The sequence below is a fragment of the Enterobacter sp. CCUG 70166 genome (genome assembly GCF_020224095.1).
GTDB lineage: Bacteria > Pseudomonadota > Gammaproteobacteria > Enterobacterales > Enterobacteriaceae > Enterobacter > Enterobacter intestinihominis.
On sequence record NZ_NRIQ01000051.1, the window covers coordinates 24,840 to 44,123 of the forward strand.

Annotated in this window: 17 protein-coding genes and 1 pseudogene; 11 read left to right on the forward strand and 7 right to left on the reverse strand. The window is 58.4% G+C overall.

Annotated features, from left to right (window positions below):
- Positions 1 to 2: 2 nt before the first annotated feature.
- Genes CKK19_RS20930 through CKK19_RS20940 form a run of 3 tightly spaced genes read left to right on the forward strand, consistent with a single transcriptional unit; the run spans position 3 to position 3,917 of the window.
- Positions 3 to 1,583 (forward strand): hypothetical protein, encoded by a 1,581-nt coding sequence (locus CKK19_RS20930; RefSeq protein WP_063853165.1) that lies wholly within the window; start codon positions 3 to 5, stop codon positions 1,581 to 1,583.
- Positions 1,580 to 2,536: a carbamate kinase family protein gene (locus tag CKK19_RS20935; RefSeq protein ID WP_023306797.1), complete on the forward strand. Its 957-nt coding sequence runs from the start codon at positions 1,580 to 1,582 to the stop codon at positions 2,534 to 2,536. Before CKK19_RS20930 ends, CKK19_RS20935 begins: the two co-directional genes overlap by 4 nt.
- Before the next feature lies 1 nt (position 2,537).
- Positions 2,538 to 3,917, forward strand: coding sequence for an amidohydrolase family protein (locus CKK19_RS20940; protein ID WP_063853164.1), 1,380 nt, complete (start codon positions 2,538 to 2,540; stop codon positions 3,915 to 3,917).
- Between the two features lie 18 nt (positions 3,918 to 3,935).
- Here CKK19_RS20940 and CKK19_RS20945 read toward each other — a convergent pair whose 3' ends face one another.
- On the reverse strand, positions 3,936 to 4,856 hold the full coding sequence (locus CKK19_RS20945) for a LysR substrate-binding domain-containing protein (RefSeq protein WP_023323646.1): 921 nt from the start codon (positions 4,854 to 4,856) through the stop codon (positions 3,936 to 3,938).
- Positions 4,857 to 5,071: 215 nt separating this feature from the next.
- Between CKK19_RS20945 and CKK19_RS20950 the strand changes: the two genes are divergently transcribed.
- The 5 genes from CKK19_RS20950 (at position 5,072) to CKK19_RS20970 (ending at position 9,851) form a co-directional block, all read left to right on the forward strand.
- Positions 5,072 to 6,403: an MFS transporter gene (locus CKK19_RS20950; protein ID WP_063853163.1), complete on the forward strand. Its 1,332-nt coding sequence runs from the start codon at positions 5,072 to 5,074 to the stop codon at positions 6,401 to 6,403.
- A gap of 36 nt (positions 6,404 to 6,439) precedes the next feature.
- Positions 6,440 to 7,189, forward strand: a complete 750-nt coding sequence (locus CKK19_RS20955) for an SDR family NAD(P)-dependent oxidoreductase (RefSeq protein ID WP_003862216.1) — start codon at positions 6,440 to 6,442, stop codon at positions 7,187 to 7,189.
- A 12-nt stretch (positions 7,190 to 7,201) separates the two neighbouring features.
- Positions 7,202 to 8,047 carry a transketolase gene (locus tag CKK19_RS20960; protein WP_022651707.1) on the forward strand — a complete coding sequence of 282 codons (846 nt, stop codon included), beginning with the start codon at positions 7,202 to 7,204 and terminating at the stop codon, positions 8,045 to 8,047.
- Positions 8,047 to 9,045 carry a transketolase family protein gene (locus CKK19_RS20965; RefSeq protein ID WP_022651706.1) on the forward strand — a complete coding sequence of 333 codons (999 nt, stop codon included), beginning with the start codon at positions 8,047 to 8,049 and terminating at the stop codon, positions 9,043 to 9,045. The genes CKK19_RS20960 and CKK19_RS20965 overlap by 1 nt, the downstream gene beginning before the upstream one ends.
- A 74-nt stretch (positions 9,046 to 9,119) precedes the next feature.
- Complete coding sequence (locus CKK19_RS20970; protein ID WP_023298437.1) at positions 9,120 to 9,851, forward strand: class I SAM-dependent methyltransferase; 732 nt, start codon at positions 9,120 to 9,122, stop codon at positions 9,849 to 9,851.
- Here CKK19_RS20970 and CKK19_RS20975 read toward each other — a convergent pair.
- On the reverse strand, positions 9,848 to 10,450 hold the full coding sequence (locus CKK19_RS20975; protein WP_023298436.1) for a short chain dehydrogenase: 603 nt from the start codon (positions 10,448 to 10,450) through the stop codon (positions 9,848 to 9,850). The two genes, CKK19_RS20970 and CKK19_RS20975, sit on opposite strands and share 4 nt — an antisense overlap.
- Positions 10,451 to 10,547: 97 nt before the next feature.
- On the opposite strand from CKK19_RS20975, the gene CKK19_RS20980 reads away from it, so the two are divergent.
- Together CKK19_RS20980 and CKK19_RS20985 are read left to right on the forward strand one after the other, a co-directional pair.
- Entirely contained in the window at positions 10,548 to 11,435 is an 888-nt protein-coding gene (locus CKK19_RS20980) for a LysR substrate-binding domain-containing protein (RefSeq protein ID WP_045308444.1), read from the forward strand.
- Positions 11,436 to 11,455: 20 nt separating this feature from the next.
- Positions 11,456 to 12,637, forward strand: a complete 1,182-nt coding sequence (locus tag CKK19_RS20985) for a PLP-dependent aminotransferase family protein (protein ID WP_063853162.1) — start codon at positions 11,456 to 11,458, stop codon at positions 12,635 to 12,637.
- A gap of 54 nt (positions 12,638 to 12,691) precedes the next feature.
- Here the strand turns inward: CKK19_RS20985 and CKK19_RS20990 are convergent, their stop codons facing one another.
- The gene (locus CKK19_RS20990; protein ID WP_063853161.1) at positions 12,692 to 13,111 is read right to left on the reverse strand and encodes a nuclear transport factor 2 family protein; all 420 of its coding nucleotides are present in this window, start codon (positions 13,109 to 13,111) and stop codon (positions 12,692 to 12,694) included.
- Between the two features lie 95 nt (positions 13,112 to 13,206).
- On the opposite strand from CKK19_RS20990, the gene CKK19_RS20995 reads away from it, so the two are divergent.
- Entirely contained in the window at positions 13,207 to 13,938 is a 732-nt protein-coding gene (locus tag CKK19_RS20995) for a helix-turn-helix domain-containing protein (RefSeq protein WP_032625901.1), read from the forward strand.
- Here the strand turns inward: CKK19_RS20995 and nudI are convergent.
- The 4 genes and pseudogenes from nudI to CKK19_RS21015 form a co-directional block, all read right to left on the reverse strand.
- Positions 13,910 to 14,335, reverse strand: coding sequence for a nucleoside triphosphatase NudI (gene nudI, locus CKK19_RS21000; protein ID WP_063853160.1), 426 nt, complete (start codon positions 14,333 to 14,335; stop codon positions 13,910 to 13,912). The two genes, CKK19_RS20995 and nudI, sit on opposite strands and share 29 nt — an antisense overlap.
- A gap of 133 nt (positions 14,336 to 14,468) precedes the next feature.
- Complete coding sequence (locus CKK19_RS21005; RefSeq protein WP_022649110.1) at positions 14,469 to 15,668, reverse strand: HlyD family efflux transporter periplasmic adaptor subunit; 1,200 nt, start codon at positions 15,666 to 15,668, stop codon at positions 14,469 to 14,471.
- On the reverse strand, positions 15,649 to 17,841 hold the full coding sequence (locus CKK19_RS21010) for a type I secretion system permease/ATPase (RefSeq protein ID WP_063853159.1): 2,193 nt from the start codon (positions 17,839 to 17,841) through the stop codon (positions 15,649 to 15,651). The genes CKK19_RS21005 and CKK19_RS21010 overlap by 20 nt, the downstream gene beginning before the upstream one ends.
- A pseudogene (locus CKK19_RS21015) lies at positions 17,838 to 19,241 on the reverse strand (TolC family outer membrane protein). Before CKK19_RS21015 ends, CKK19_RS21010 begins: the two are co-directional and overlap by 4 nt.
- Positions 19,242 to 19,284 lie beyond the last annotated feature (43 nt).

The following is a 19,284-nucleotide window of genomic DNA, read 5'->3' on the forward strand; positions in this document are numbered from 1 at the left end:
CCATGAAAAACATGAAACTGGAGTGGAAAAGAGGTGACTGGGCAGCTTATTTCGGGTTGATGACCAACAACCTGACCAATTTGCTGACCATGATGGGGTTGCTCATTTTTGTCGTCGGCATCCCGAAGGAGATTGTTTATGGACGCATCGCGCCAGCCTTCGGGCTGGCGGTGCTGGTGGCGAGTCTTTGCTATACGTGGTTTGGCCTGCAAATGGCGCGCGCCACCGGACGAACGGACGTCACCGCGCTGCCGTCCGGCCCGAGCGCGCCGTCGATTTTTACCGTGACCTTCCTGGTCTTAATGCCGGTTTACCAGCAAACCGGCGATGCGGATTTCGCGATTCAGATTGGCCTGGTGTGGTGCTTTGTGGAAGCGATGATCCTCGCGGGCGGTTCCTTCCTGGGGGAAACCATCCGTAAGATGATCCCGCGTACCGTGCTGCTGTCGTGCCTGTCCGGTCTTGGCTTGCTCCTGCTGGCGATGAACCCGATGTTGCAGGCGTTCGAAGCGCCGACCGTGTCGTTTATCGTCCTGCTGCTGATCTTCATTAACTGGTTCGGTAAAAAGCCGATTTTCGCCCGCATCCCGACCGGCCTGCTGCTGTTGATTGCCGGTACTCTGCTTGCGTGGATCTCCGGACTGCAAAGCCCGGATGCCATTAAAGCGTCCATGTCATCCTTCGGCTTTAACCCGCCGGAAGTGCATGTGGACAGCTTTATGCAGGGGTTGCCGCATGCGCTGCCGTATCTGGCGTCCGCCGTACCGCTGGGGCTGGCGAACTACATCTTTGACCTGGAGAACATCGAAAGCGCCCATGCGGCGGGGGATGAATACCCGACCCGCAAGGTAATGCTGGCGAACGGTCTGGCCTCCATGCTCGGCTGCCTGATGGGCAATCCGTTCCCGGTCACGGTCTACGTCGGCCATCCAGGCTGGAAAGCGATGGGCGCCAGCATCGGCTACACCCTGGCGTCCGGCGTGACCATGTTCATCGTGCCGCTGTTCGGGCTGGGGGCCTTTATGCTCGCCATCATCCCGATGACCGCCATCGTGCCGATTCTGGTGTTTATCGGCGTCGTCACCGCCAACCAGGTGGTGAGGGAAACCCCGAAAGTGGAGGTGCCCGTCATCTTCATCTGCCTGTTCCCATGGATTGCCAACTGGGCGCTGACCATGATGAACAGCGTGATGAGCGCGGCGGGGACCAGCGCGGCGAAAATTGGCACCGACGTGCTGCACAGCAAGGGGATCTACTACGAAGGCCTGATGCATCTCGGCAACGGCGCGCCGCTCGCCAGCATGCTCTGGGGCTGTATCGCCATCTTCGCCATCATCAACAAACCGCTGCGCGGGGCCGTCGCGGCGACCGGTGGCGCGCTGCTGGCGCTGTTTGGCGTGATCCACGCGCCGGTGGTGGGCTTTGCCGAGGGCAGTTCCCTGATGTTCGTCACGGCCTACCTGATGATGGGCGGGATGTTTGTGGTGAAGCATGTTCTCGATATCTCTGTTAATTCCCCTCTCCCAGTGGGAGAGGGCCAGGGTGAGGGCGCCAGAACGCACCTTCTAAAGGAAACAAAATGAAAGAGCTTATGGTCGTTGCCATCGGCGGCAACAGCATTATCAAAGACAACGCCAGCCAGTCGATTGAGCATCAGGCGCAGGCGGTCAAAGCGGTGGCTGAGTCGGTGCTCGAAATGCTGGCCTCGGACTATGACATCGTGCTCACCCACGGCAACGGCCCTCAGGTGGGGCTGGATCTGCGCCGCGCCGAGATCGCCCACGAGCGGGAAGGGCTGCCGCTGACCCCGCTGGCAAACTGTGTGGCAGATACCCAGGGTGGGATCGGCTACCTGATCCAGCAGGCGCTCAACAACCGCCTGGCGGCGCGCGGGGAACAAAAAGCGGTTACGGTCGTCACGCAGGTGGAGGTGGATAAAAATGATCCTGGCTTTATGCACCCGACGAAACCCATCGGCGCGTTCTTCAGCGAGGCGCAGCGCGACGAACTGCAACTTGCGCATCCGGACTGGCATTTTGTCGAGGATTCAGGCCGGGGCTATCGCCGCGTGGTGGCTTCACCGCAGCCGCGGCGCATTGTCGAGGCGGACGCCATCAAGGCGCTGACGCAGAAAGGATTTGTGGTGATCGGCGCAGGCGGCGGAGGCATTCCTGTGGTGCGCAGTGACCAGGGCGATTATCAGAGCGTGGACGCGGTGATAGATAAAGATCTCTCCACCGCGCTGCTGGCGCGCGAGATCGGCGCCGACGTGCTGGTGATCACCACCGGCGTGGAGAAAGTGTGCGTGAACTTCGGCAAGCCGAACCAGCAGGCGCTGGATACCGTCAACGTGGCGCAGATGACGCGCTACAGGGATGAAGGCCACTTCCCGGCGGGCAGCATGTTGCCAAAAATCGTCGCTTCGCTGGAATTTTTACGCCATGGCGGCAGGCGCGTGATCATCACCTCGCCGGACTGCCTGCCCGCAGCGCTGCGCGGTGAAACGGGTACCCACATTGTTAACGAAGGAAGATAAGATGAGTGAGAATAAAAGCCGCCGCGAGTTTATTAGCCAGAGCGGTAAAATGGTTACCGCCTGCGCGCTGTTTGGCGCCACGGGTTCCGTCGCGTATGCTGCCGATTCTGCTAAGGCAACCTGCGAGACGGGTAAACCGATGAACATCACCGCAAAACATTACTATCTCGACAACGTGCTGCTGGAAGCCGGGTTTAACTTCGACGGCAGCGTGGCGACAAGCACCCGCACCGAGCTGAAAACGCTTGAGATCAAAGACGGGAAAATCGTCGCCCTGCGCGATAACAACAGCCACGCCGACGCGGCCCTGCCGCACTTCGATGCGGGCAAAAAGCTGATGCTCCCGGCGATGTGCGACATGCATATCCATCTGGACAAAACCTTCTATGGCGGCCCGTGGCGCTCCCTGAACCGTCCGGCGGGTACCACTATTCAGGACATGATCCGCCTGGAGCAGAAGCTGCTGCCGGAATTACAGCCTTACACGCAAGAACGCGCCGAAAAGCTGATCGACCTGATCCAGTCCAAAGGGTCCACCATCGCCCGCAGCCACTGCAACATAGAGCCGGTTTCCGGCCTGAAAAACCTGGAAAATTTGCAGGCGGTACTGGCGCGCCGTAAGCCAGGTTTTGACTGTGAAATCGTTGCCTTCCCGCAGCACGGTCTGCTGCTCTCCAACTCTGAAAAGCTGATGCGCGAGGCGATGCAGGCCGGAGCGCACTACGTGGGCGGGCTGGACCCAACCAGCGTCGACGGCGCGATGGAGAAATCCCTCGACACCATGTTCCAGATTGCGCTGGATTATGACAAAGGGGTGGATATCCATCTGCACGAAACCAGCCCGGCGGGCGTGGCGGCGGTGAACTACATGGTAGAAACCGTGGAGAAAACGCCGGAGCTGAAGGGGAAGCTGACCATCAGCCACGCCTTCGCGCTGGCGACGCTTAACGAACAGCAGGTGGATGAGATCGCCACCCGCATGGCGGCACAGCAGGTGACCATCGCCTCGACCGTGCCGATTGGCACCCTGCACATGCCGCTGAAGCATTTACGTGATAAAGGCGTGTTTGTCATGACCGGTACCGACAGCGTGATTGACCACTGGTCCCCGTACGGTCTGGGGGACATGCTGGAGAAAGCCAACCTCTACGCCCAGCTCTATATTCGCCCGAACGAACAGACGCTTTCGCGGGCGCTGGGCATCGCCACCGGCGACGTGCTGCCGCTGAACGACAAAGGTGAGCGCGTGTGGCCTAAAGCGCAGGACGACGCCAGCTTCGTGCTGGTGGATGCCTCCTGTTCCGCCGAGGCCGTGGCGCGCATTTCTCCTCGCACCGCGACGTTCCACAAGGGGAATCTGGTCTGGGGCACGGTCGCCTGACGCCACGTTGGGGTATCGCTACAGGTGATACCCCGACAATCGCAACTCACGGTCAATCCACTCGACGAACTGCTGGATCTTCCACGCGCGTTCGTTCATGTGCGGCATCACCAGATGGTGCGCGTTGATGGCGATACCCATTTCATCAGGCAGCACCTGCACCAGCGAGCCATCCTTCAGGTGATCGGTAGCCATCATTTTGCTCTCCAGAATAAACCCAAGCCCCATGCGCGCCGCTTCAAAGCTCATGTAGGAGCGGTCGAAGCTGAGGCTGAAATTAAGCCAGGGCCTGTCGATATTGTGCCAGGCGAACCATTTCTCCCAGTTCACCAGAGTGCTGGTGGACGAGATAAGCGATTGTTGCAGCAGATCGGCGGGCGTGCTGATGGGATGCTCTTCTGCATAGTCCGGCGAGGCCAATACCACCAGCGTGTCGTTTTTAATGGTCATCACCCGGTAGGCGTCCCAGTCCGGAATACCGTGACGGATATCAATGTCGATATTATCTCTGGCGAACTGTAGGTTCTCATAGGAGCAGGTGAGATTGATGGTGATATCAGGATATTCGGCGCGGAATCTGCCCAGACGGCGCAACAGCCAGGACAGCCCGAAGGTGGGGGAAGAGTGCACGCGAAGCACAGCATTGTCTTTTTCTTTCACGATTTGATCGGTGGCGCGCCCGATGGCGCTCATCGCCGCCGAGACCTCCCGCAGATATTTTTCTCCCGTCGGGGTGAGTTGAACCCCTTTGCCGCTGCGGATAAATAATTTCTTGCCCAGCCACGATTCCAGCGACGCGATCTGGTGGCTTACCGCCGAAGGCGTGACGTTGAGCTGTTCCGCCGCCTGATGGATGCTCAGGGCGTTAGCAACGGCGATAAACGCCTGCAAATTTCTGAGCGAGGGCAGCGATAACGTCTGGCGATCCTGCGCGGACATGGCCTACTCCTTACACGATAATTGATAAAAAACATAACATTGAGACTGCGAGCGGGCAATTTTATCCCGATGTTATTTTTTTGAGCTGTATCGCGAATCAAATTTATCTCAGCAATAAATGAGCTTTATTGAATGGCGTTTCATGGGTGAGCCGATATATTGACGTTGAACGCAATAATAAAACGACTCACGGTGTTCGAATAATGAGGTAAGTTATGTCTCGTATAGAACAAGCTGTCCCCTACATAAAGACTAAAAAAACCAATTACCGTTTCGTTGTGCTGGCATTAATTTTTATTGTTTATGCCATTAACTATGCTGACCGAACAAATATTGGTGCAGTACTGCCGTTTATCATTGACGAATTTCATATCAATAATTTCGAAGCCGGTGCCATCGCCAGCATGTTTTTTTTGGGATACGCCCTGAGCCAAATTCCTGCGGGCTTTTTTATTGCCAAAAAGGGAATTCGCGGCATGGTGGCACTGTCGATATTCGGCTTCTCTGCCTTTACCTGGCTGATGGGCACCGCAACCTCGGTTCTGGGCCTGAAGTGTATCCGCCTGGGGCTGGGGTTAACAGAGGGGCCGTGCCCGGTCGGGCTGGCCTCCACCATCAATAACTGGTTTCCGCCAAAGGAGAAGGCCACTGCCACGGGCGTCTACATCGCCGCCACCATGTTCGCGCCCATCCTCGTGCCGCCGCTGGCAGTGTGGATCGCCATGACCTGGGGCTGGCGCTGGGTCTTCTTCTCCTTTGCGATCCCCGGTCTGGTCATTGCCGTCCTGTGGTATCTGCTGGTACGCACCAGGCCGTCCGAGAGCGCATTCGTCTCGAAAGCAGAGCTGGAGACCATTACCGCCGGTCAGGAGACCCCGGACGCCAGACAGGAAAATATCGTGATTTCACCAGGCTTTGCACGCCTCGATCGGCTGATCCGCGTGCGGGAATTAGCCCCGGTAAGCACGGTGAAAGGGCTGTTTACCTCGAAGAATATTCTCGGCGACTGCCTGGCCTATTTTATGATGGTCAGCGTGCTGTACGGACTGTTGACGTGGATCCCGCTCTATCTGGTGAAAGAGAAAGGCTTTACGTTTATGAGCATGGGGCTGGTCGCCAGCATGCCGTGCATCGGTGGATTTATCGGTGCGATTTTTGGCGGCTACGTCTCCGACAAACTGCTCGGCCGCCGACGTAAACCGACCATGATGTTTACCGCCATCAGCACCGTTTTAATGATGGTTATTATGCTGAATATTCCGCAAAGCACCGTCGCGGTTTGCGTCGGGTTATTTTTTGTCGGCCTCTGTCTGAATATCGGCTGGCCCGCTTTTACGGCTTATGGAATGGCTGTTGCGGACAGTAAAACCTATCCGATTGCCGCGTCCATTATCAATAGCGGCGGTAATCTCGGCGGATTTGTTTCCCCGATGCTGGCAGGTTATCTGCTGGATAAAACAGGTAGTTTTAATTCCGTGTTTATTTATTTCGGTATTTGCGCAGCCATTGGCTTAATTATGATTATGCTGCTGGAAGAACCGAAATAAAACATTAAATCTCTCTTGTCCGAATGGAGTAAATGTATGCTACTGAAAAATAAAGTCGCCGTTATTACCGGCGCGGCTTCCGTACGCGGTTTGGGTTTCGCTACGGCGAAATTATATGCTGAACAGGGTGCGAAAGTGGTGATTATCGATTTAAACGCTGAAGCCAGCCGGGCTGCCGCCGCGAGCCTGGGCGACGAACATCTGGGCCTTGCGGCGAACGTCAGCAATGAATTACAGGTTAATGCCGCCATTGAGCAGGTGCTGGGGAAATACGGGCGCATCGATATTCTGGTGAATAACGCCGGCATAACTCAGCCGATCAAGCTGATGGATATCAAACGCGAAAATTACGATGCGGTGCTTGACGTCAGCCTGCGCGGCACGCTGCTAATGTCCCAGGCGGTTATTCCCACTATGCGCGCGCAAAAGTCGGGCAGCATCGTCTGCATTTCATCGGTATCGGCCCAGCGCGGCGGCGGCATCTTTGGCGGCCCACACTACAGCGCTGCAAAAGCGGGTGTGCTGGGGCTGGCAAAAGCCATGGCGCGTGAGCTGGGGCCCGACAATGTGCGCGTAAACTGCATCACGCCGGGTCTTATCCAGACGGACATTACCGCAGGCAAGCTGAGCGATGAGATGAAAACGTCCATTCTGGCGGGCATTCCGCTTAACCGCCTCGGAGACGCGCAGGATATTGCCCGCGCCGCGCTGTTCCTCGGCAGCGACCTCTCTTCTTACTCCACCGGTATCACGCTCGACGTGAACGGCGGGATGCTGATCCATTAAGGAGATACGACGATGACGGATACCACAGTTCAACAGGTTGCCGCCGCGGCCTGGCGCATTCGCCGCTACGCGCTGCGCATGGGCGAAGTGCAGGGGCAGGGCTACATCGGGCAGGCGCTGGGCTATGCCGATGTGCTGGCCACCGCGTTTGCCCACGGGATGAACCTTAAGCCGGGCGAGCCGGAGTGGGAGGGGCGTGACCGTTTTTTGCTCTCTCACGGCCACTACGCCATTGCCTGTTACGCCGCCCTGATTGAAGCGGGGATCGTTCCTGAAGAGGAGCTGGAGACCTACGGCGCGGACGACAGCCGCCTGCCGATGTCCGGCATGGCAACCTACACGCCGGGCATGGAGATCTCCGGCGGTTCGCTGGGGCAGGGCTTAAGCATTGGCGTTGGCATGGCGCTGGGGCTGAAGCGCAAGCAGAGCGCGGCATGGGTCGTTAACTCCATGTCGGACGGCGAGCTGGACGAAGGGTCAACCTGGGAAGCTGCGATGTCGGCGGCACATCACGGCCTGTCGAACCTGATCGTGCTGGTGGACATTAACCGCCAGCAGGCGGATGGCAACTCGCACGCGATCCTCGGCTTTGAGCCGCTGGAAGATAAATGGACCTCCTTCGGCTGGTACGTGCAGCGCGTCAACGGCAACGATGTCCCTTCACTGGTAACGGCGTTTGATAACGCCAAACGCTACCCGGAAAACCAGCCGCGCGTCATTTTGTGCGACACGCTGATGGGCAAGGGCGTGCCGTTCCTTGAAAAGCGTGACAAGAACCATTTTATTCGCGTGGATGCTGACGAGTGGCAAAAGGCACTCGCTGTGCTGGATGCCAACAAACCTGAAGGAGTGCTGTAATGAGCCAGACCACGGAGAAAAAACCGCGTTTAACCACGTCGGCGATGATTGCCTCTATCGCGGAAGAGGGCCAGGAGACGCGAGCCGCACCGTTCGGCCACGCGCTGGTGAAGCTGGCGGAACAGCGACCGGAGGTCGTAGGCATGACTGCGGATCTGTCGAAGTACACCGATCTGCATATTTTCGCTCAGGCCTACCCGGAACGCTTCTTTCAGATGGGCATGGCCGAGCAGTTGTTAATGGGGGCCGCGGGCGGCATGGCGAAAGAGGGTTTTATTCCTTTCGCCACCACCTATGCCGTCTTCGCCACCCGCCGCGCCTACGATTTTATCCATCAGGTGATTGCTGAAGAGCACCTGAACGTGAAGATCTGCGCGGCGCTGCCGGGGCTAACCACCGGTTACGGGCCGAGCCACCAGGCGACGGAAGATATTGCGATTATGCGCGGTATTCCGGGCATGACGATTATCGATCCCTGTGACGCAATCGACACCGAACAGGCGGTGCCGGCGATGGCAGCGCACGATGGCCCTGTCTATATGCGCCTGCTGCGCGGCAAGGTGCCGGTGGTGCTGGACCAGTACAACTACCAGTTTAAGATTGGCAAAGCTGCGCTGCTGGAAGAGGGGAACGATGTCCTGATCGTCGCCTCAGGCCTGATGACCATGCGTGCGCTGGAGGCGGCGAAGCAGCTGCGTAAGGATAACGTCAGCGTGGCGGTGCTGCACTCGCCCACCATTAAGCCGCTGGACGAAGAGACGATCCTGGCGCAGGCTGCGAAGCCGGGACGGCTGGTCATCGTGGCGGAAAACCACAGCAGCGTAGGCGGGTTGTGCGAAGCCGTCGCGTCGCTGTTGATGCGCAACCGCGTGAACGTGGATTTCGATACCGTCGCGCTGCCGGACGCGTTCCTTGATGCGGGCGCGTTGCCCACCCTCCATGACCGCTACGGGATCTCAACCACAGCCATGGTGGAGAAAATCCGGCGCAGGCTGTGATTTATAAGACGGATACGTTGTCAACGGGCGAGGGGTGCTTTACCCTCGCCACTGTTGCGATAAAGGAGTCCGTTATGGCACAAAACATCTACGACAACCCGGCATTTTTTGAAGGCTATGCCCAGCTTCCGCGCTCGGTTCAGGGGCTGGACGGCGCGCCGGAGTGGCCTGCGCTTAAGGCGATGCTGCCGGATTTAACCGGCACATCAGTTATCGATCTTGGGTGCGGCTACGGCTGGTTCTGCCGCGTGGCGCGCGAGCTGGGCGCTTGCGACGTCACGGGCGTCGATATCTCTGAAAAGATGCTCGCCCGCGCGGCAGAACTGACGGATGACACGCAGATCCACTATCAGCGTAGCGATCTGGAATCTCTTCAGCTTCGCGAAAACAGTCTCGATCTGGTCTACAGCTCGCTGGCGCTGCACTATCTGCCGGAACTGGATGCGTTATTCGCCAGGGTGCAGCGTGCGCTTAAACCCGGCGGCAGCCTGGTTTTCTCGATGGAGCACCCGATTTATACCTGCGCCACCCGTCAGGGCTGGCTCACCGACGACAACGGTGAGCGGTTCTGGGGCGTGAACCATTATCAGGACGAAGGCAAGCGCGTCAGCAACTGGCTGGCAGAGGGGGTAATCAAATACCACCGCACGCTGGGTACCACGCTTAACGCGTTGATCAAGGCCGGATTGACGATAAGCGAAGTCAATGAGTGGGGACCAACGCAGGCGCAGGTTGACGCCTGGCCCGCGCTGGCCGAAGAGGCGGAACGCCCGATGCTGGTGCTGATCGCCGCCCGTAAGGCTTAATAGCCGACTTTATATACCCGCCCGCTCTGTACCCCTTCCACGCTGCGGCGGTAGGCCTGCGCAACGGTCGCAGCGGGAACGCTTTCAAAGCCCGGGAAGAAGCCATCATATGCTTCGACGGATTCCGTCAGCACCGTTGGGCTGATCAGGTTAATGCGGATCCCGCGCGGCAGTTCACAGGCCGCGGCGCGCACAAACCCTTCCAGCGCCGCGTTTACGGTGGTGGCATTGACGCCCTGAGCAATCGGTTCGTGCGCCACAATCCCGCTTATCAGCGTAATCGAGCCGCCTTCGTTCAGGAAGTGCTGGCCGGTCAGCGCCAGACGAACCTGCCCCAGTAGCTTATCCTGCAAGCCCCGGTTGAACTCGCCGTCGGTCATGGTTGCGAGCGGGCCGAAGTGTACCCCACCGCTGGCGGAGACAATCGCATCCACCGGGCCGATCTTTTCGAACAGCGCCTGTACGCTCGCCTGCGAGGTGATATCCACCTGATGCTCGCCCTGCGTGCGACCCACGCGGATCGTCTCGTGGCGTTGGCTTAACTCTTCTGTGACTGCACGACCGACCGTACCGCTGGCACCAATAATGACGATTTTCATAGCATACTCCTTATGTTGTGAGTCTTCATTCTTTAATAAATAAAAACTCAGATAAACTGGGCTAACGTTAGAAGATTACTAACCAGAGGTTTGGAATATGGATAAGCTTCGCGGGATGGAGACGTTCATCGCGGTGGTGGAAAGCGGCAGCTTCACCGGCGCGGCGGCCCGGCTGGAGATGTCGGCGGTGATGGTCGGGAAGTATATTGCGCTGCTGGAATCGCAGCTCGGCACGCGGCTGCTGGAGCGCAACACCCGTCGCCAGAGCCTGACCGACGCCGGACGCGTTTATTTCGAAGAGGCCAGGCGCGTGCTGGAGCAGGTCTCGATTGCTGAAAACGCAGTTGAACGTCTGCGAGCCACGCCCGCCGGCACCCTGCGCGTGACGGCACCCACCTCGTTTGGCGGCTGCGTTATCGCGCCTCTGACGGCCACGTTTTTACAGCGCTACCCGCAAGTGCGCATCGAACTGGATCTCACCAACCGAATGGTGGATCTGGTGGAGGAAGGGGTCGATCTGGCCATTCGCATCGGGGAGATCCGAAATGAGGATCTGGTGGCGAAATACCTGTGTCCCTACAACATGACGATCTGCGCCGCGCCGGAATATCTGGCGCGTCACGGTACGCCGCAAACGCCAGCCGATCTGGTGGATCACCTGTGTCTGTCGCACACGGTATGGACGGCGCGTAACGAGTGGCGGCTGCCCGGTGTGGAAGGCGAGGTGCGCTGGAAGCGTGATGCCGTCTTACGATGCAATGACGGCTACGGCTTACGCATGGCGGCGCGAGCCGGGGCAGGACTATTGCTGCAACCGGAAGTGCTGGTGGCTGAAGAGCTGGCAAGCGGCAGGCTGGTTCGGGTTCTGGAAGCGTTTACGCCCGCGCCGAGGCCGGTGCATTTATTGTGGCGCCAGGATTTGCGTCCGCTGCCTAAGCTAACGGAATTTATTGCCCATATTCTGCTAAGATTGGGCACAATATAAAAAAAGAAGGTAAGTAAAGAATGTCTGCAAACAAACTCGCCAGCAGCGCGCAGGGCCTGCAATCCTCTGCCATCCGTGAATTATTAAAACATAGCAAAATGGCAGGCGTGATTTCGCTGGGGGGCGGTATTCCAAACCCGGATCTGTTCGATCATGAAGGTTTAAAAATTGCCGCTGATGCCGTGCTGTCTCAGCATTTTGGCGAAGCGTTCCAGTACGGCCTGACGGAAGGCGTCCCGGGGCTGCGCGAAGAGATCCAACGCATCTGTGAAGGTCGCGGCATCGCCTGTAAAGCCGATGACGTGGTCATTACATCCGGCTCTCAACAGTCGCTTGACGTGCTGGCGCGTGCGTTAATTAACCCGGGCGATACGGTCGTCGTTGAGCGTCCGACCTACCTCGCCGCGTTGCAGGTCTTTGGCCTGGCACAGGCGAATTTTGAATCCGTCGGCACCGACGGCGACGGCATGAAAGTAGATGAACTTGAAGCGCTGGTGGCAACCAAAACCATCAAAGCGGTTTATATCGTGCCAACCTTTGGTAACCCGGGCGGCGTGACGCTCTCCGAGGCGCGGCGTAAACAGCTGGTGGAATTATCGAAGCGCTATGACTTCGTGATTATCGAAGACGATCCGTACAGCGAAATCAACTATACCGAGGAAGCGTTCCGCCCGCTGATTGCTCATGCCAAAGATATCGGCAATGAGGATAACGTGGTGTACACCTCCACCTTCTCTAAAATCCTCGCGCCGGGCACCCGCGTGGGCTGGGTGCTGGTGCCGGAGTGGCTGAAGCGTGCGGTGGTGAACCTCAAGCAAACCACCGATCTGCACACCAGCACGCTGTCGCAGCTGATGACGTACGAATATCTTAAAACCGGTCGTCTGGCGAATCAGATTAAAATGATCCGCGAAGCCTATCGCCAGAAATACCAGACCTTTGCCAGTGAACTGGAAGCGGAGCTGGGCAATGTGATGTCGTTCCACAAGCCAAAGGGCGGCATGTTCCTGTGGGCGAAAATGAATAACGGCATCAATACGACGAAATGGCTGGAAAAAACGTTGAGCAACGGCGTCGTGTTTGTGCCGGGTGAGTTCTTCTACTGCAACGAGCCGGACCACACCACGCTGCGCATGTCTTTCGTTACCCCAACGGATGAGCAGCTTAAAGAAGCGGTTCGACGTCTGAAAATTTCCCTGTAGGCGGATGCGCATAATGGCAGATGCCGTTATGCGCTGTTCCCGTGTAGGGTAAGGTTATTGCGTGGCGTGGGCGAGGGTGCGGTCAAATGCATCGCCGTCTGGCGCCTGTGTGACTTCATGGATCCGACAAATTTTCCCCTCGCGCAGCGTGGCAAACATATACACCTCTAATTCTGCCTGGCGACCATCCGGATATGTCACGGCCACTCTGTGCCGGTCTGCCATACATTCGTTATGGCAACATAACGCTTCCACGGTAAACGTAATCTCGCGGATCTGCGCACGCACATGGTTCAGGTGTTTCATAAATCCCTGATAATCAAGCATGTGACCGTCCGTAACCTGCTGGTAATCGGGCGTAAACACCTCTGCCGGATCTACATTGCCATTGAATAAGCGGGTTAACAGACAGGCCATTTGCTCGCGCTGCGCGGTGTTGTCGGGCTGGTTTATCAGGGATGTAATGATGGTCATGTTAGCTCCTCGTGATGTTGAGCCGCTATTATCCTTGACAGAATAAGGCGTAGTTTCTGTAATAAGTCGAAGAATAACGATTTTCGGTCAAATTCATGCTGACAACTGAGAGGCTTGTTCATCCCGGCGGCTATCACACCCCGTGGCACAGCCATCATGCCGGCCAGCTCTGGCGCATTGCTGCGGGGCTGCTGGTGATTGAGACGCCGCTGGGGCGTTCGGTGGTACCCGCAAAACATATCGGCTGGATCCCGCCTGGTCAGCAGCACGCTGCCTTTTCGGAAAGTGCGATTGAAGGTTGCGCTGTCTATCTTGACCCTGCCCATTGTGAAGGGCTTCCGGAAGAGGCCACGCTTTTCGAGTCGGACGATTTTACCGATGCACTGTTTTCCCGTTTAAGCGTTGCCGGGAGTGAATACGATCCCCGAAAGCTCATCCTGCTGCTGGAGGAGTTGGCTCTGGCGTCTCAGGTCCGCTTTTATCTGCCCGTACCGACCGATCCCCGGCTGAAAAATGTGGTCAGGAAACTGCTGCAATCCGTCGATGATAATCAGACGGTGGAAAGCCATGCCAGCCGTGCCGGGATGAGCGTACGTACATTCAACCGGCGGTTTAGCGCGGAGACGGGGATGAACTTCGTCAACTGGCGCCAGCTGGCGCGCGTCATGCAGGCGATGGAGTGGCTGGCGGCGGGGAAGCCGGTGGGGTGGATTGCGCTCTCGTGCGGATACAGCAGCGTCAGCGCATTTATTGAAGTTTTCAGAACGTGGACCGGTAAAACGCCGGGGCAGTGGGCGATTAAAGAAGGCCCTTTTGCGCAAAGGTAATGCGCGTGGCCTCGTTGAAATCCAGCTCTTTTAACGATTCCGGATAAACCCAGGCGATCTCCTGAAACTCGTCGTTAAACGTTACATCCCGATTGGCGCTGATGCAGTCGAAGATCAGATAAATCATATAAATTTCCTCGGTGGTACCCTCGGCGTAAGTTTTGACCCTGATGTCATCGCGAAAAGCCCAGGGCTTGACGTCGATAATGTCCAGCGCGTCGCCCAGCTCCTCACGGACTTCACGGCGCAGCGCCTGTTCCATGGTTTCGCCTGGTTCCATTCCACCACCGCAGAGTGCCCACTGACCGGGGAATACACCGCGATCGTCGGCCATTTTACATAGCAGGTAGGCTCCGTCATTCTGGATGATGGGGCAGACAATGGTTCGTTGGCGCATGATTTCTTCCTGAAAAATGAATTTGGGCTACTATAGCAGATTGGTGATGGAGATCATGTTAGGTGTGTTGGATCCTCATCACTCGGAACAGCGGTGTAGGCCGGGTAAGGCGAAGCCGCCACCCGGCGTTTGACTACCGCTCCCTCAGCGCCTCCTTCGCCCGGTTAAACGGCTTAATCAGATAATCCAGCACCGTTTTCTCCCCGGTCTTAATATCCACCGTCGCAATCATCCCCGGCACAATCGAAAAGTGCCTGCCCGCCTTGTTCACCAGATAATCCTGGCTGGTGCGAATGAATACACGGTAGTAGAACACCTCCGGCTTCGCTTCGTCCTGAATGGTGTCCGGCGAAATGGTCTCCACCACTCCGTGCAGCCCGCCGTAAATCGCGTAATCGTAGGCGGTGATTTTCACCAGCGCCTCCTGATTAGGATGGATAAAGGCGATATCCCGGGGCGAGAGGCGGGTTTCAATCAGCAGGTGATCGTCCACCGGCACAATCTCCATTAACTCGCCGTTGGGCGGTATGACGCCGCCGATGGTGGTCACCTTGATGTTTTTCACGATCCCGCGCACCGGCGACTTAACCGTCAGGCGGGTAACGGAATCCTCGCGGCCTTTCAGGATCGCTGACACCATATCCACCTCGGCGTTGGCCTTCGACAGCGCTTCACGGGCCTGCACGTAATACTGGGAACGTACGTCGGTGAGCTTCAGCTCCAGGTCGCTTTTCTGCCGTTGCAGGCGCAGCACTTCCACGTGGCTGGCGGCACCGGTTTTCACCAGCCGTTGAGTGATCGCCAGTTCTTTATTGGCGAGCGCTAACGCGGAGCGAAGTTCACGCTGCGTATCCTCCAGCTGGGCGCGGCGAGAGTTGTAAAGCCGCGTTTCTGCGGCGGTCAGGTCGGTCCATTTCGCCAGGGAAGGCGGGAATTTCAGCGGGAGATCGTTCACCTCGGCGTACAGGCGCACGCTGGAGGCCAGCGACGCGCGGTAACGCGCCGCGCTTTCGCCGACGTTAGATTCCGAGCGGGTAGGATCCAGCCGCGCCAGCACCTGTCCGGCCTGCACCTGATCCCCTTCGTGTACGTTCAGCTCAGTGAGGATCCCCCCATCCAGCGACTGCAATACCTGCTCGCGTGAACTGGGGATCACTTTTCCGGTGCCGGTTGAGACTTCATCCAGCACCCCGAACCACGCCCAGACGCCGAGCACCACAAACATCAGCAGGGAGAAGAAAACGATGCGCCGGGCACCGGTATAACCGCTTTCGGAGTCGAGCGCGTTATCCAGATCTTCTACTGCGGCAACGTCACGCTGATTGATTTTCATTATTCCACTCCCGTCCGGTTGCCTGCTGCTGTTGCTGCATACGGCTGTTGTTCAGCGCCTGCGCTTTTGGCGCGTCCATCACCAGCATGCCATCTTTGAGTACCACCACGCGCTCCACCAGCTCCAGTACCGGCACACGGTGGGTCGCGACAACCAGCGTGCGGTTGCCGAGCCACGCCCCGAGACGTTGAATAAATTCCCGCTCGGTATGTTCATCAAGGGAGGCGGTCGGTTCATCCATCAGCACGATATTCGGGTCGCGCAGCAGCATCCGCGCCAGCAGAATAGACTGCCGCTGCCCGCCGGACAGCCCGACGCCGTTCTCCATAATCGGGTAATCCAGCCCCTTTGGCAGCTTCTGCACAAAGCTGGCCGCGCCGCACATCTCCAGCACCTCGAAGATCTCTTCATCGGTGGCGCGCGGCATGCCGAGCGTGATGTTCTCGCGCAGGGTGCCGTAAAACAGCCGGGCGTTTTGGGTCATAAAGCCGACGTTTCTCCGCACGTCAGCCACGTCCAGATGCGGCAGGCTGAGGTTGTCGAGCCGCAGTTCACCGCCCGCCAGATCCATCCCGCCCGCCATCGCCTGCAACAGGGTTGATTTGCCCGCGCCGTTGCGCCCGAGGATCGCCACTTTTTCGCCCGCTTTGATCTCCAGGTGGTTAATGCGCAGCGCCATGCGGGGATCTTCCGGGTGATAGCGGAACTGCGCCTGCTCGAAAAGATAGTGGCCGCGCAGCACGTCCTGGCGGATCGGCGTCTCTTCGCGCTGGTTCTCGGTCGGCAGCTGCATAATGCTGTCCAGTCCCTCTTTGGCCGCCTTCACCTGCTGCCAGCGGGCCAGCACGCCGCACAGCGTCGCCATCGGGGCGATCATCCGTGAGGCGAGCATCGAGGCGGCCACCACCGAGCCGGTGGTTAAGGTGCCGTCGATCACCATCGGCGCGCCCACCACGATCACCCCGGCATAGACCAGGCTCTGAATGGTCATCCCCCAGCTGATCAGGTTCTGCGTCAGTTCGCGGGTGCGCAAGCCGGATTCGGCGGTGATCTGGATATAGCTGTTCCACTGCTGCAAAAAGCGGTTCTCCGCCTGCATCAGCTTGATGTCCTCCAGCCCCTGTACGCTCTCCACCAGCACCGCGTTGCGCAGGGTAGATTCATGCGCCGACTGCTTCGCCAGCTCTGCCAGCTTCTTTTGCAGCAGCAGGCCAGGCAGGACCATGATCACCGCCGCCACCGGGGCGATCCACGCCAGCTGCGGGGCGATGATCGCCAGCACAATCACAAACAGGATAAAGAACGGCAGATCGACGATGGTGGAAATGGTGGAGGAGGTGACCATCTCGCGGATCTGCTCCAGCTCGCGCAGCTGGGAGATAAAGCTGCCGGTGGAGCGCGGAATGGCGCTGTGGCGTAGCCGCAGCGCGTGGCCGAAGACCCGATCCGAGACGCGCATATCCGAGCGTTTGCCCAGCAGATCCATAATGTGCCCGCGCGCCACGCGCAGCACAAAACCAAACAGCGTGGCGATCAGTACCCCAATGGTCAGTACGTAGAGCGTCGGGTAGGACTGGGCGGGGATCACCCGGTCATACACCTGCATGGAAAAGACAATGCCGGAGAGGGAGAGCACGTTGATAAACAGCGCCGCCAGCATCACCCAGCTGTAAGGGCGAAGGTCGCGCATCACCAGCCGGTAGAGCCAGTCCGGGCGGTATTTTGAGATATAGGCGTCCACGCGGCTGTCCTTCAGCGCCGCCAGCGGACGCAGGGCGATGACGTGGCGGATGGCAGGCAGCATCGCGCTCATCGACAGGCGGTTGGTGTGCGTGTTGTCGTCGAAAAAGCTGACCTCAAGCGTATCCTCGCCGTCGAAATTGTCGATCACGCCGATTTTACCGTCGTTTAGCTCTACCACCACCGGCAGACGCCAGCTGTTGATGGCGTGCTGATCGGCCGTCAGCAGCTGGAACGTCAGCCCGGCTTCACGGGCGAGCTGCGTCAGCGCGGGCACCATCGGTTTGCCTTTCAGCCACGGCGCGCCCGCGATCAGCGAGCCTGGCGAGCAGGCAACGCGATAGCGCGTCGCCACATAGCCAAACGCCTGCGCCCACTGCTCCAGCGCCTCATCCGTCATGTTTTCACCCTGCGGAATATCGCGTTGCTTCATGGCTGGATCTCCACGGTCTGGATGGTGCGGTTTTCAAGATCGAACGCCTGACGTATGCGCCCGGTTTGGTAGAGACAGTTCAGCTGAAGCTGGCGGAGCTGTCCGGCGGTTTGCTGCTGGGTAAAGCGCGCCTGATACACCTCCTGCTCGGCGTTGAGCACGTCGAGCAGCGGGCGGGAACCAAGATCGAGATACTGCTGCTGATACAGCTCGCGGGTACGGGCGCTGAGCGCTTCCTGGCGGCCCTGGATCTGAAGCGTGCTCATCAGGCTCATCACCTGGCTGCGCGCTTCCAGCAGTTTTTGCCGCACCTCAAGACGGGTGCGCTGAATGGTGGACTGGGCCGATTACACCGCGTGTCCGGCGGCGTTACGCCGGGCGGTGAGGCCGCCGCCCTGATAGAGCGGCATCTGCACTTTTACCCACGCGGAGTACTGGGTGCGGTCCCGCGTTTCGTTGCCTGAGTAGCGGTCGTTAAGATAGTGGCGGACTTCCGGCTCCAGCGAGACGGTAGGGGTCATCTGCGCGTTGGCATAGTCGAGATTGGCCTGCGCGACGTTGGCCTGCGCCCAGGCCGCTAAAACCGAGGGTACCAGGCGATCGTCCGGCTCGGCAATATCGCAGCTGCGGGCCAGACTTTGCGGAAATTCATTGCTGACCGCGTTCAGGCCGTCCCAGCCCAGCATGCTCATCAGCGTGGCGCGTGAGCTGTCGAGGCTGGCCTGATACTGCATCAGCTGCGCTCGCGCGCCTTCGATACGGGCATCGGTCTGCACCACGTCAGAGAGCGACGTGGCGCCTTCGTCATTACGCAGCTTCGTCAGTGTGCCGATGGAGGTCAGGGCGTCCAGCTGTTCTTTAGCGGTCTCGACCATCTGCTGCCAGGTCTGCACCTGCACCATAGCGATGGCGGTATCGTGGGCGATAGTGTCGATGCTCACCAGCACGTTGGCCTGCTGCTGGGCGACGCCCGCGTTTTCGGCGCGCACCTGGCTTGCGACTTTGCCGAAGTCGTAAAGCATTTGCGAAAGCGAAAGCACCAGCGAGGGGGTAAAGCCATTATCGTCGCCGTCGTGGCTATAGCCGTTATCCATGCCGGCGTTAATTTGCGGATAATATTTCGATTTGGCGACGTCCACATTTTCGCTCTGCTGATAAAGTTTGCCGACGGCTTCACTGATGGCCGGATGCCAGGTCACGGCGCGGTTTACGGCTTCATCCAGCTGTAGCGTGCCGGGGGCGGCTTTGCTGGCTACGGGCGCCACGCGGCCATTTAAAGAGGGGAGTTCCTGCGTTTCGCTTAATTGTCCGGTATTAATCATCGCCGCAGGGTTTGCCGCGATAGCGGGCACAGATATCAGGCAGCACGAGAGCCACCAGTAAGGCATCTTCTTTCCCATGTCTTGTCCCTAATAAAAAAGTACTGCTTTTTTGTTTATGCCC